The 13,278-nt window shown below is 42.3% G+C and carries 16 protein-coding genes; 15 read left to right on the plus strand and 1 reads right to left on the minus strand.

Annotation, left to right across the window (positions count from 1 at the left end; translation table 11 throughout):
• The first annotated feature begins 2 nt into the window (after positions 1–2).
• The 15 genes from WH96_RS06345 to WH96_RS06415 all read left to right on the plus strand — a co-directional run bounded on the left by WH96_RS06345 (position 3) and on the right by WH96_RS06415 (position 13,033).
• The gene (locus WH96_RS06345) at positions 3–353 is read left to right on the plus strand and encodes a hypothetical protein (protein ID WP_047763228.1); all 351 of its coding nucleotides are present in this window, start codon (positions 3–5) and stop codon (positions 351–353) included.
• Positions 335–601: a DUF6973 domain-containing protein gene (locus tag WH96_RS06350; RefSeq protein ID WP_407060095.1), complete on the plus strand. Its 267-nt coding sequence runs from the start codon at positions 335–337 to the stop codon at positions 599–601. Before WH96_RS06345 ends, WH96_RS06350 begins: the two co-directional genes overlap by 19 nt.
• 702 nt (positions 602–1,303) lie before the next feature.
• Positions 1,304–1,747: a hypothetical protein gene (locus WH96_RS06355; RefSeq protein WP_047763230.1), complete on the plus strand. Its 444-nt coding sequence runs from the start codon at positions 1,304–1,306 to the stop codon at positions 1,745–1,747.
• A gap of 79 nt (positions 1,748–1,826) precedes the next feature.
• Positions 1,827–2,615, plus strand: a complete 789-nt coding sequence (locus tag WH96_RS06360; RefSeq protein ID WP_047763231.1) for an ankyrin repeat domain-containing protein — start codon at positions 1,827–1,829, stop codon at positions 2,613–2,615.
• An 87-nt stretch (positions 2,616–2,702) separates the two neighbouring features.
• The gene (locus tag WH96_RS06365) at positions 2,703–3,281 is read left to right on the plus strand and encodes a hypothetical protein (protein WP_047763232.1); all 579 of its coding nucleotides are present in this window, start codon (positions 2,703–2,705) and stop codon (positions 3,279–3,281) included.
• Positions 3,256–4,092, plus strand: coding sequence for a hypothetical protein (locus WH96_RS06370; RefSeq protein WP_047763233.1), 837 nt, complete (start codon positions 3,256–3,258; stop codon positions 4,090–4,092). Before WH96_RS06365 ends, WH96_RS06370 begins: the two co-directional genes overlap by 26 nt.
• A gap of 142 nt (positions 4,093–4,234) precedes the next feature.
• On the plus strand, positions 4,235–7,084 hold the full coding sequence (locus WH96_RS06375; RefSeq protein WP_047763234.1) for a hypothetical protein: 2,850 nt from the start codon (positions 4,235–4,237) through the stop codon (positions 7,082–7,084).
• Positions 7,085–7,192: 108 nt separating this feature from the next.
• Positions 7,193–8,101 (plus strand): phage tail fiber domain-containing protein, encoded by a 909-nt coding sequence (locus WH96_RS06380; protein WP_047763235.1) that lies wholly within the window; start codon positions 7,193–7,195, stop codon positions 8,099–8,101.
• Positions 8,098–10,983: a DUF7483 domain-containing protein gene (locus tag WH96_RS06385; RefSeq protein ID WP_047763236.1), complete on the plus strand. Its 2,886-nt coding sequence runs from the start codon at positions 8,098–8,100 to the stop codon at positions 10,981–10,983. The genes WH96_RS06380 and WH96_RS06385 overlap by 4 nt, the downstream gene beginning before the upstream one ends.
• A gap of 2 nt (positions 10,984–10,985) precedes the next feature.
• Positions 10,986–11,540, plus strand: a complete 555-nt coding sequence (locus tag WH96_RS06390; protein ID WP_047763237.1) for a hypothetical protein — start codon at positions 10,986–10,988, stop codon at positions 11,538–11,540.
• Positions 11,537–11,746 (plus strand): hypothetical protein, encoded by a 210-nt coding sequence (locus WH96_RS06395; protein ID WP_047763238.1) that lies wholly within the window; start codon positions 11,537–11,539, stop codon positions 11,744–11,746. Before WH96_RS06390 ends, WH96_RS06395 begins: the two co-directional genes overlap by 4 nt.
• A complete protein-coding gene (locus tag WH96_RS06400; RefSeq protein WP_047763239.1) occupies positions 11,733–12,104 on the plus strand; it encodes a D-Ala-D-Ala carboxypeptidase family metallohydrolase in 372 nt (123 codons plus the stop codon). Before WH96_RS06395 ends, WH96_RS06400 begins: the two co-directional genes overlap by 14 nt.
• Before the next feature lie 14 nt (positions 12,105–12,118).
• A complete protein-coding gene (locus WH96_RS06405) occupies positions 12,119–12,436 on the plus strand; it encodes a hypothetical protein (RefSeq protein WP_047763240.1) in 318 nt (105 codons plus the stop codon).
• A complete protein-coding gene (locus WH96_RS22130; RefSeq protein ID WP_047763241.1) occupies positions 12,433–12,621 on the plus strand; it encodes a hypothetical protein in 189 nt (62 codons plus the stop codon). Before WH96_RS06405 ends, WH96_RS22130 begins: the two co-directional genes overlap by 4 nt.
• Positions 12,614–13,033, plus strand: coding sequence for a DUF1353 domain-containing protein (locus tag WH96_RS06415; RefSeq protein ID WP_053005739.1), 420 nt, complete (start codon positions 12,614–12,616; stop codon positions 13,031–13,033). The genes WH96_RS22130 and WH96_RS06415 overlap by 8 nt, the downstream gene beginning before the upstream one ends.
• Before the next feature lie 64 nt (positions 13,034–13,097).
• Here WH96_RS06415 and WH96_RS21935 read toward each other — a convergent pair.
• Positions 13,098–13,278 (minus strand): hypothetical protein (locus WH96_RS21935; RefSeq protein WP_047763366.1); only part of this gene is annotated, 181 nt, incomplete at its 5' end.

Genomic DNA, 13,278 nt, shown 5'->3' on the forward strand with positions numbered 1-13,278 from the left:
TTATGGGGTTTCTTGAAAATAAGTTTAATAAAGATATTACTGGGGTAAATAAAGATAGCAAAGAAAGACCCATAAGAGGAAACGAGCTGTACAACGGAAGATATGGAACGCTTCCTCTCCCAACAACAGAGCCTGTTAATGCAGAACAATATTACAGGTTCCTAAATTATAACCCAGAAGATGGGGCTGGAGATATAGGTAATATATTCGCTATGGTGATCCAAGGGACATTATCAATGAAGCTGAAGAAGCTGCTCGTCAGTTGTTGCCAAGAGATAAAGAAGGAAAACCCTATAAAGGATTTGATGATGCACAAGATGCTGTACGGCATGCGTTGGGAAGTTATCTTTTAGTCAAGAAATATGGAGTTGATGTGGCAAAAGAAATAACTGATGGACATGAAAGAACTTCTTTCCCTTTAGGTTATATAGGGCTGGATGACGATAATAGAGAAAGTGAGTTGCAAGATCTTTATAACAATCGAGTTGGTCGAGATGCTGCAATGAATAAAAAGAATAAGAATTTAAAAACTGCTGATATAATTATGAAGCTTTATCAGGAAGGTAAACTTCAGCATTCTCCCTTTGTTTTGAAACGGTAATAAGTGATTAAAAATAAAGGGCTGAAAATTGAGACAAAGCCAATAAACAAAATGCTATAAAAAAGAAGGTTGATGTGTGTAGTAAAGTGTTCTGCCGTTGACATCCCATAAATTTCAAAAATTAGTTGGCCCAGAGTTGGTGGGTAGGTTTTAAATAAAAGCCAAATTGTAAAAGCGCTACTCGTTAAGGTCCAAATAATTATTATTGCAATAAATGAATACTTCAAGAAGCTGTAATTTCTTATAATACTGCTCGTCCACAATTTGTACTGGAGTATTACCTTATCGAATATTTTTTTATTCTTAAGGTAAAACGGTCCTAATAAAGTAATTTTGAGGGATATAAACAAGAATAAGAAAAGCAGCAATGATACGGCGATATCCCGGAATTGACTGTACATTTGTAATTCGGGAGGCCGGAAATCTTTCCCGGCTCGTATAAGATCATTGGGTGTTAAAAATATAAAATAAAGAAATAGGCATAATGCGAAAAGTATACTTAGTGAAAAAGAAACTAATCTATATGTCCAAGGGTAATTGCTACAGTATTTTATAAGTATTTTGATGTGTTGGCCCATTATCAAAATTTTCGATGAAAAACATAAGTTAACGTGTCTCATGAAGGTGTAAGTAGATACCGGTCGGTTACATGTAACGATAGCTGGTTTCAATTTTATAAACAATTAAATAAAGGGAAAAGCTATGGGATGGTTCAAAAAGATATTTAAAAAAGTCGGTAATGTACTGAAAGGTGCAGCCCCTGCTATTGGTGCTCTGGCAGGTATCGGCGGGTTGGGGGCTACTGCTGGTTTACTCGGTGCTGGCGGGGCACTTTTTAACGGCTTTGCCGAACGCAAACGGGCAAAAAAACAGGCTAAAATGGCAAGACGGTTTGCGGCGCAGGAGGCCGCGATTAGTCGACGCAATACACAACGTTTGGCGGGGCAACAGCGTGCCAATTTTGCCGCTGCGGGTTTGAAAATTGAAGGTAGCCCGGCCCTGTTAATTGAAGAGACTGAAAAGCTGGGGGCGCAGGAAGTGGATAATATTCTCTACGCCGGAAATCAGAAAGCCAAAGCTTATAAACGTGCTGGAAACAACGCTATGATCGGTGGTTTTCTCAATGCGGGATCGTATTTATCTTAAGAGTTATTTTTTACTACATATGGTAGAATATTCTTAAGGGGTGTAGGCTCTGGAACTTGGTGTCTGGCGGGGAGAGAAGATGGATCTAGATTCTATATGTCATCGAGTTGTCGTTTTCTTTTTGAAATGGTCAATCGTCGTTATTACGTCCCTATGTTTGTGGTTTTATCTTGGCGCAATAAAACCTGTTTATGCAGAGAGCTGGAAAGACTGTCCGGGTATCGAGCGTAATGAACCGCTTCATAGTGCGGTCAGGCAGGAAGCGTTATCTACTGTGAAATGCCTCCTGAAAGGGGGATATAATCCAGATACGCTTGGTAAATATAACTATTCTTCTCTGTCCTTAAGCGTTGACGTTGATATCAACAGTGAAATTCTTGATTTGCTTCTTGATTATGGTGCTGATGTAAATATTAACAATGGAAGTGCTCTACAAGTTGCAATGCTCAATCTGGGAGAAGCAGTTAACTACTGGAATTCCATTGAGAATGCATCCGAACAAGGGGAAAATGACGACGCTCGGAACCTGGAGCAAGATGTTTTAACAAGTTTACAGATGCTTTTTAAGCTGTTGGATTATGGGGCAAATTACTATTTAATTCGAAATGAAGACCAAGACCCTGAATATTCCCATCTTGTATTCTTGATTTATAGTGTGTGCCAAGTCGATTCAGAACATTTTTATCATTATCTGGATTACGAGAATATTTTTAATGGAATAAAAACCAAGTCCCAATTCAGGATATTTATGACTAGGGATGAATTTCAGGGAATTCGACATCTTGAGGTTTTATCTAAGCTTGGTCTGTTTGATTATGAATGTCTTTTATCGTCCCAGAGAAATTTTCCTCCTGAAGAGAAAATTTAAATCCCTGATCGATAATTCTATGGTTGAATGAAGGTTAAGTTTTTGAGTTAATTGGCTATCTGAATTTGATAAAAATGAGATTATTGAATGTTTATTACGGCTGTTCAGTCACGTTTTAAGGAAATAGAATTCAAACGGGTACTGAAAGCCTTTATCATTTCTATACTGGTTCTTTTTCTTCTGACCTTTACATATGAATTTATTGATAAGATTTATTATGACTTTACTTCTATAGATGGAGCGAACCCTCAAAAGACAAATATGCTTCTGGAGAGAGCTCTTGAGTTGATTATAAAGTTTTCGCTTTATTTAATCCTCTATCAAATCCCGTCAAATTTACCTGTTCTCCTGGGGGGATTGGTTCTGAATTTCTGTAAAGTCAAACGGATTATTTGGACGTATCTGTTATTTATTATCTGCTTTATTTCATATGATGTTTATAACCTTTTTGATTTTATGTATCCGCGTGAAGGTACATCAACCTTTGGATACAGCACGAGGGATTGCGTGGCTATTGTTGATAATGTTCGAACCGCTTGCGGGTATGAAATCTGGGCGAAAGGTTTTTTCAGGGATTTGGTTGAAGCGTTGATTGGTGCAGCTGTTTACCTACGATTTTATCAAAGAGGAAACAAAGAGAATGTCAGACAAATGGCAGTTAAATAAGGATGGCACGGCTACTTTTTTCACGGATGAATATGGCCCTGTCACGATTGATCAGGATAATTTTTTTGATACAGCCCGGGATGATATCATCGATATTAAAAAGAGCGATGATGATTATCATGAATATGGCTTTTTATATGATCTTGGTATTTCAACCAAAGATGTTGATCATGAAGTAGTTTCGTCAGCTTTGGCGACCTTTGCAACTCCGCTAGGACCAAAGTATGGAAATTTTGCTGGACCTGGGTTTGTAAAGCATTCTTCGGCTAATCCGGATGTTGTGACAAACTACACAACAAACTTACATCTTCTTGATCCCGGATTGGTACAGCGTACTATCGTCGTGAAAGATGGAAATTACCATATTCGTACTGTAGGTATTGGCACTGGTTATTTTAAAGATCAGAATGTAGATTATGCGAAAGATGTTTGGGGTTTTGCTGATAAAAGAATAAAGAATTGGATTGAGTCATACCAAAAAAGTAACAGTTTACGAATGGTTCCATCACACAAAAAGATAATTGGTGATAAAATAGAACAATCAATACTTAATGACCGCCTGTCTGGTGTTTCCAATCCAGATATAGCCGTATCTGTAGAAAGCAATGATGGTAAAAATTCATTATCCAATCCTGTTCTTTTAATAGATCCTGAGGACGCCATTGATAATGAAGTAGTTTTGTCGGAACGTATGCAGCAAGGTTTCAATAAATCTCAAATCGCTAGCCCAGAGAGTGAAGCCGAAGGCAACGTGCATGGTTTTTTGAATAATTTTTCAAACAATGAATTGTTGCGATCAAAAGGGATGTAACGTTCTACGCTAGATTCCGGGCATAACGCCTAAATTTTATCCTGTTTTTATACTGTTCACATGTTTTAAGGCTCCGGCATTTTTACCGGGGTTATTTTTTTGCCTGAAACTCTTTGGGCTCAAGCTTAGAAGGTTCACAAATATGCCAAATATCCCTGATAGTAGAGCCCCGGCCACAGCTCGATTTGAATTGCCAGATGAAAAGATTAGTGCTGTTACGGGTGGTCTTTCCAAGCTTTCAAAAGCTATTCATGAAAAAGACGAAAAGGAAAAACAAGCAGAAAATGCGCGTAAACAAAAGCTCGCTATTACTGATGTTGATAGTGTGGAGAGCGCAAAAGATGAAGGCTTCATCGAAGGCGTGAAATCTGATCTGAGAGACGCATCTGAATTTATGCAGGAAAAGCTGCGTGATATCGATCTTTATGAAGAAATGTCCGAATTTACTTCTGGTCTTTATCAGGGAATAAGGGAGCAGCTTGGCTTTACAGACAGTTCGCCAGCAAAAATTGATGAAGAAATCAAAACGGCCTATGAGGAACAAAAGGCTGGCATGTTAGCGCGGCAGAACTTCAGAAATGAAGATGAGGTCGCCGCCTTTAGTCAGCGGTTTGACGAAAAAGCTCGTTTTGATCAGCAGTCTCTAAGGGCTTCTAAACAACAAATTCTCAAAGAAAGAATTCATGCGACTGTAGATCGTCACATCGAAAAGTACGGTTCCGGCGTTGTTACTAATCCGGATACTCTGACCGACGCCATTATCGTTATTGATAGCAACATCAATGATCTGGCGCCGGGAATAGGGCGTGAGGTTGCGGTTGAAAAAAGTAGAGAAGCACGTAGAAGTTTTCTGTCTTTTGCGCTTCAGGGACACGCGAAACAAGGGAATTATGACGCATTACAATCACTGTTGGATGGTGTTGACCCGGCAACAGGGGCAGAGATCAACATTGATGAATATGTGAACAACGAAGATAAGGGATATTTTCAATCCATCGCCTCAAAAGGCATTGTCCGCAATGAAGCCACGAAACTTCTGGATGATATTTCAGCTGCTGGGCTGTCCGAAGAACATTTACTTAGAACGTTGGAATATTATCCCGATCAATTAATCGGCAAGGAAGCAAATCTTCTCTGGAAAAATCAACGACGCCTTCAGGCTAAAGAACAAAGAGAGAGAATAAAGGGGCAGCGTTATTCAGGCTGGAACTATCTTGTCGAAAACAAAGGAAATATTGATGTTAATGATCTTTCTCTGGACTTGTCAGACGAGGATAGAGAGACATTCATTCGTTATGTAGATGAATTATCTGACAGGCAGTTGGGGTTATACCGGCCCGATCATTCTTTGGGCAAGAGAGCCGTTTATGAAGTCAAAAAATTACAATTAGCAGACCCTGAAAATTTCGGTGATCGGGATTTATCCGATTATTTTAAATTTATGTCTCCTCATCAAATTGGTCAAGCAGTGGCAATGCAGGAAGGTGAACTTGATGCAAGAGATGCTGCCAACTTTAAAATGCGAGATAGGGTAGCTTTTCAAGCATGGAAAGCGGCAACTGGTAAAAGCGTTTTAGAGCAAGAGGATAAAGAAAGTTTTATCGACTTTAGAATAAACTTGGATGAGCGGGTTGATGAACATAATGGAACACAAGAAGAGCCCGCAACACCTACTGATGTCGAGAGAATAGCCAATGACATGGCGGCGAATGGTGAGATGGTTCAGCCAGAACGTGAGGGTGATGTTATTCGCGGTGGGGAGGGGCGTGATGTTTTTGGTGGTAGTGGAGGTGAAAGTTTAAATGAATATGAGGAGTTGGGTAATCATAAAGTTCCAATAAATGATATTGCTCATCAAGAGGGACTTGAGGGAAGAAAGACAGACAACAATCTGATAAATGGTATGCATTATAGTAATTTTATCAGAGATGCTTTGGCGACAAATCTTCGTTTGGATAAATCATCTCCGGAAAACCAACAAGCTGTTGATATGTACTATAATAGCTATGAAGAGGCTCCTTTATTTAAAGCAGCACCCGCGTCAGAGCAAAATAAAGAAATTTCAGCACTAGTTAATAATCTTGGTATCCTCCCGAGTTCTGTTAAAAAAAGAACAATAGATGACATTAATTCAGGCGATCCTGATCGTATTTTAAGAGCGGCTGATTTAAATACGAAACTTGAAAATCTTGAAATTGAAGTGTCGCTGGATATTGCTGATTTTGAGCAAAGCAGACTCAGAATGATTAGTACGATGATAGGTGCAGGTGTAGAGCCTAAGGATGCAGTGGAAAGAGCTAAATTTTTAGCTGATCCTGCTAATGAAAAACTTATTCAAACACGTACTAAAAAATATGAGGAAATGGTTGAAAATAACCCATTTGGTGCACTTCTATCTGGGTATGAGTTTAGTGCTGGCAATGGGTACTTGACGGACTTCTTTAAACCTTATTTCGCAGAGATACCACTTTACTTAAGAGAGGAATTGGAGGTTGAATTAAATGGTCTTTTGAAGAGAGAGTATCTTTTGACAGGAGATATCAGGCATCCTAACGAATATGCTCAAGAAAAGATGGTGAAAAACTGGGGGCAGAGCATAGTAAATGGCTCAAAGGAATTTATGAAGCATCCTCCCGAGATGTATTATACCAGTAATGGTTTTGAGAAGAATGATAAGGGAATTTGGGGGCCTCAAAAAAGAAGGCAGTTTAAGAAAAATTATTGGGGAAACTGGGGACATAGTAATGGATCAATATCGGATCAGAATGCTGCAACACATATAGCTGATAAATTAGAGAAAGATCTTATTTCGATGGGTGTACCGAAAGATGTTGATACATTTTTGGTAGCGGATGACAGAACAGATGATGAAGCTCGAAACAATCTTTTCCCATCGTATAAAATTCAATTTTCCGATTTGAAACAATCATCAAACTTTTCGTTAGAGGATTATCGGTGGAACCCAAGAGATGGTTTCTTTGCGATTAAATAGCTTCCAGATGAATTGTTCACCTCCAACCCATCATCTATAATCGTTCTTGGATAAACAGGTCTCAACCTCTGCTTTTTAGCGGAGGTTTTTTTATTGGGAAAATCTGACATGACTATTTCTGCGACACCGCGGAGGGCCTCTTACACAGGGGATGGCTCTACGGTAACCTTTGCTGTGCCTTTCAAGTTTCTTGCCGACAGCCACCTCAAGGTTGTTGTGACGACGACAAGCGGGGTTGAGACCGTTGTAACGCCAACGCAAATCAGTGGGGCGGGATCGGAAAATGGTGGTTCCATCACGCTTTCCTCTGCACCTGTTAACGGGGATACGATCACAATCCTTGGGGCGACACCGTTGGAACAGCAGACTGATCTTGCTGTATCAGATGGGATGCCAGCCGATGTCATAGAGACTGCTGTTGATTTGCTGACCATTCAAAATCAGGAACAGGATGTACAGATTGGGCGGGCGATTAAGCTACCGGTTGCCTATTCGGGTGATGAATTACAGTTCCCAGCCCCTGTGCCCAATGAAGTTCCTTATTACGACGAAAACGGCAAGCTGGTGATGTCATCAGTTGGCTTTAGCACCTTGATGTCAACAGTCCAGGATTTGATCAATCTGGCCAATGACAGTGGTCAGGCGCATACACATGATTTTTCCGTTTTGACAGGGACTGATCAGGTTCTTTTAGCCAATTTATCTCGTGTTTTGGGGGTGAGCTATCCGACCACCGTGAATTCATATGGCAATACGACGGACAACCCGGTGATTGATCTCACCAAGACTTTTCTGACATCGATGACCAATAATGGAAGCGGGGTTATTACCGCAGACAAAGCCAACAATAATGCTGTCGATGTCTGGTTAACCAATGGTCCGACCGCCGGAGTGGTGGATATGTCCAGTTTTGATTATGTGAAGGGATCATTCGGCGTGGGTGACGGCGTGATCACCATCATGCATATGTCCACAGTAAACGGTATCGCCCGTGTCGCGTTGGAGGTGCTGGAATGAGAGCGCTTTATTCAGGAGCTGATGGCTGGAAAAACGATCTTACTAACTCCCTTGCATTATCAGCCGGAAAGAAGCTGACCTATACCCCGACAGTCACAGGCAATCGCCGTCAATTTACAATCATGATGAACGTACGTCGGGTGCGTCATGGGGTTATAGAGTATCTGGTATCGGCAGGATCAGCGTCTACGCTCTATTTTCACTCTGACGATACACTACGTTGGGGTGGGACAGCAGCAACCGGTTCGCTTCATACATCACGTAAGTTCCGCGATACTGAATGGATGTTCATTGGTTTTGCTTTTGATAGTGTAGCACGAACAATGAAGATGGTAGTCAATGATGAGGAAATTGACAGCTTTACTACTAATACATTACCGACTGCGAACTATCAGACTTTCTTTAATTACAATGGCTCAATAACAGAGCTTGGTGGTTATAACGGTGGGGCTGGACTAGTCGAAGCCAATGTTTCCGATTTCGTTCTTCTCGACGGCGAAGTTCTGACGCCACAAGAAATGATCAACTACCGAACACAAAATGTGCCATTCGGTAATAACGTCATCACGACGACCAAGAAGTTCACGACTGAAGATAAGCAAGAGCGATATATCTCGCTTTATAGAAACGATTCGGCGAGTAATACAACCAAGATCCTAGATGAGGGCAAGTATGTTGAACGCTCAACATCATCTTGGGATACCATCCATTCTGACGTCTTACCAAGTACAGGTAGATATCTGATTGAATTTGGATTAGGGGCCGACGCATTTAATGCCGTAGTTGGTATCGGCCCGGCTGAAAATACAAGCCCAAGAGGTGGGTTCACCACAAATACATTTGGTAATTTTACTGGCATAACATTTAGTGGATCGTCTCTAAAATCCTTCAACAATGCCAGCACAACGATTGACCCACCAGAATGGGGTGCCAATGTTACACATGACATGTTCTCAATGTATATTGATATGGATGCTAGAACGGCAATCCTTGCAATTAACGGGGTAGAATTACCTACAGTTCATTCAATAACTTCTGGTGATGTCCGATATTATATAGACTTACACAGCTTGAATCCCGGCGCATCAGTGAACTTCGGGCAGACCGATTATAAATACCCTAAAGCTGGTTACGGCCCGCTTAAAGAACCTAATCCGCCTGAACTCGAATACGGTCCTAACGGCACTCAGTTATTGTTTGAGGATGCTAGTGATCTTGGCAAATCCACTGTGGGTAATCTTGTGTCGTGGAGCCTGACGGGGATTACCTCTGATGATCAGTTAACAGATACGCCTGGTGATCCTTATGCGATCTTGAGTGCTATAGCGACCTATGGAACAGGCGTTGATATATCCAGAGGTGGTCTACGCTCTACTACGAATGGTTCCGCCAACAATAGAGGGAGCTACGCGAGTTTTACCTCTTCGCATAAAATTTACTGTGAAGCGGTTTTTGAAGCTTCTGCGGCAGATAACAATGGTGGTATAGGTTTAGGTCCTATCGGTATTGTTCCCGGTGAGTCTTCTGATTCATTTAGATGGATGTCAGCTTCCACTCAGCGCAAAGGTGGTGTTAAATCGGCTCTCGGTACAAACATCACTGCGGGTCAAACTGTGATGATCGCTTTTGATCCTGCAACAGGTAATGCTTGGATCGGTAAAGAAGGAACATGGATCGGCGGGGGAGATCCTGCGGCTGGCACAAGTCCGACAGTGACTGGTCTGGCATCCGATTGTGTGCCTTCTAGTTACCACTATAGTACGTCTGCATACATTGTCTTTAACTTCGGCCAGAAGCCTTTTACCTACACACCCCCAAATGGCTTTAAGGAACTCAAAAGCTCCAACCGCGAAACTCCTCAATACCACGGGCGTGACAAGTTTGATGTAGTTCTTCGGTACGCCGATCATATCGAAACTAAAGTCTATCCGGCTGTGAAGCCCACTGCTGTTTGGACCAAATCCCGAAACGGTGCCTATAGCCACAGTCTCTATGACGTTCTTCGAGGGGCTGGAAAATATCTCAGGCCGGATGTACATGATGCCGAGGGTGATTATATCGAAACGCTCAAGTTATTTGAGGATAATGGTTATACACTTGGTACATCAAATGAGAGTAACCGAGCGGGTAATAACTATGTTGATTGGCTGTTTGGGCTTGATGGTACAGAAGTCACCAATAACGACGGCACAATTCCATCACAAGTGATTGCTGACAGTTCTGGTTATATGTCACTCGTTGAACATGTGGGAGATGGCCAGACAACAAGCACAGTTGGGCATGGTTTAGGGGATGTTCCTGAACTTATTATCTCTAAAAACTTAGAAACAACACAGGATTGGGTTGTTCATAGTGGTATCATGACGACAGGCTGGATTGGGTCTGATAGCTGGCTAAAATTACACACCGGCAGTGGACAAGTGACAGGGACTTTACTTGGAGCAGATCCGACTTCCGAAGTTTTCCAACCTATTAACAGTAGAAATAACGGGAATGGTCAGCGTCACTTGCATATCCTTTTCCGTTCTGTTGATGGTCTCTCAAAGATATTCAGCTACAAAGGCACTGGATCGTCTACGAACGGTCCCAACATTGATCTTGGCTTCAAAGCAAGATGGGTGATGTTTAAACGCATTGATAGTAGTGGTTCTTGGTGGATCTATGACACCGAGCGCGACACGATACAGCCAATGGATGTTAAGCTTCGCGCGGATGATTCAACTACAGAGTTAACAGCCTCACATCAGATTGATTTTAATGCCGATAGCTTAAAGCTACGTATGAACAACGCTGACTTCAACGCCAGCGGAGCCACATACATTGGCCTCGCTATCGCAGATGTTGCTGGTGGCGGCAATCTTCCAGCTATTTTGGGGAATTAATCATGAAATATGTAATTGAAAAAAATAGTTCTGCTGTTTCTCAGATAAGCGTTTGGACGCCTTCACTGGCAAATAAATGCCATCTTGTTGGAAATAGTCAACCACCAAAATCATTGCCCTTTGAACTGAAGGGTGGTGCTAATCTTCGATTGGTTCGCACAGTTAAGGTTAACCCTAATCCTTATCAATATGTTGTAGATGATGGCGGGGCCCTTGTCGGGGATGAGTGGGTAATAATCCAATCTTTACAAGATAAATCGCAAGATCAAATTGCAAAGCAAAAACGGGATGAAATTAACCCGGAAGCAGCTCGGCGAATAGAGGAGATTGCCCCGCTCTGGAAACAGGTTCGCGGTGGGGAGCGAGCTATTCAATTAATCGAGATAAAAAGCGACCGAGAATGGACACAAAACGAAGCTGCTGAAGCTGCGTATCTAAGAACCAAACGAGCCGAAATTGAAACTATCAGACAAAAATCAAACGACTTGATGTCCATGCCAGATGCCGAACTGGTGAATGTGGATGTTTTTAATGATGTCACATGGGAAGCGTCATGATCGAAACCTTAATGAAAGGAGAAAATATGGACAAGCTGTTGGGGGTGACTGCTGTATCTACTCCTTTATGGTTTCACTACTTTAACACTGGTGTTGCTATTTGTATTGGTATTGGAGGCGTGTTGTTACTTGGGTTCAGGATAGCGAAAGCTCGGCAAGACTATTTAAAAGCTAAAGAGGAAAGGGCAAATCATGATAGAACTTAATTGGTCAGACTTCCCCAACTTCTCGGTATCAGAGTTCGCCTGCAAGTGCGGCTGTGGTCGCGCTGATATGAATTCTGAGTTTATGGCAAAGCTGCAAGATCTTCGTAATCAAGTCGGGCCTTTGGAAATCACAAGTGGCTTCCGTTGCAAGAATCACCCTGTTGAGAAAAATAAGAAAAGGCCGGGCGCGCACTCTGCAGGACTTGCAGCTGATATCGCCCCGCTTAAAGCTCGACGTTACGATCTGCTCACCACTATTAGCGACATGCGTTTTAAAGGCATTGGGGTTGCTAAGAATTTCATTCACATAGACGAGGGCCACCCATACGCATATCGTCCCGCGTCTTGGAGTTATTAGGGAGGTTATTGATTATGAAAGATATACTGATGACAGTCGCTTTTGTAGCGGCTTTTTTTATGTCTGCTTGCACGACACCGGGCGGTAATCGCCTGAGTGCTGAACAACAAGTGCAGATTACCTGCGAGGGCATTATTTCAACGGTGCGTGTGCTTGCTGGCTATCGCGCAGCGGGTGAGTTGTCAAAAGAAACGGTGAAGACTGTATCTGACCTGATGCCATCTACTGTGAAGCTCTGTTCTGGTGAGGTAACGGATTATGCATCTACGCTGACCACTTTGCAGGAAACGGCTTTTATCCTTCTGACTGTAAAGAAAGGTGTTGAATCATGAACCCGGCAACCATCGCAACTGTAAACGCGCTTGTGGAAATTGGTGTGTTTGCTTTTAAATCAATCGCAGCCGTTCAGAATGGCGATAAAACGCCTGAAGAGATCCGCGCAGAGTGGCCCAGTATTTCCGCAAAACTGGGCGATGCCTGGGCAGCTTGGGAAGCGGCAGAAAAATCCAATGGCTGATGGCTACGAGTTTACACCTGAATATGATCTGGCCCAGATTAAAGCATCTCGCCCAAGTGGCGGGGTGCTGGTCTGGGTATCGCCTGAAGATCCTGATAACCCTTTTACCGCTGCTTGTGCTCACAAGATCACAGGGCCAAGGGGTATGGTCGTTACTGTTCCGGGTGGATTTAACTATGACGGCGCATCTGTGCCTCGTTCTTTGTGGTGGTTTATACCAAGAGCGGATGCACGTTTCTTCAGGGCGGCAACGTTGCACGATTTATTATATGCAAATCGGGAAGGTTCACGCGCTGTTGCTGATGCTATTCTTCGGATTGTCGCAGAACAGGACCGTATGCCGTGGCTCAAGCGGTGGGCGGCTTATATTGCTGTTCGGCTTGGTGGTCGGATTGCTTGGGATGGGGATTGACTTTCAGAAACGGACATTCAATAAGATTATTTTGCTCAATTTTATTGAGTGCCGTATGTCCTGATTAAAGGTCTTGAATGGCAAAATATTTAACAACTGGTGGCGCGATAAAATAGGTTATTTGCTGCTGCATAATACCATTCTCTGTGATGAATTCAATATAGGCTTTAAGTTCTTCAATAGACGTCCAGTCTTCATCAATAAGCATTTCTTCTCTAGGGTGTGGACTCAATTGATCCATGATC

The organism is Kiloniella spongiae (assembly GCF_001026905.1).
In the GTDB taxonomy this organism is placed as follows: Bacteria; Pseudomonadota; Alphaproteobacteria; order Kiloniellales; family Kiloniellaceae; genus Kiloniella; species Kiloniella spongiae.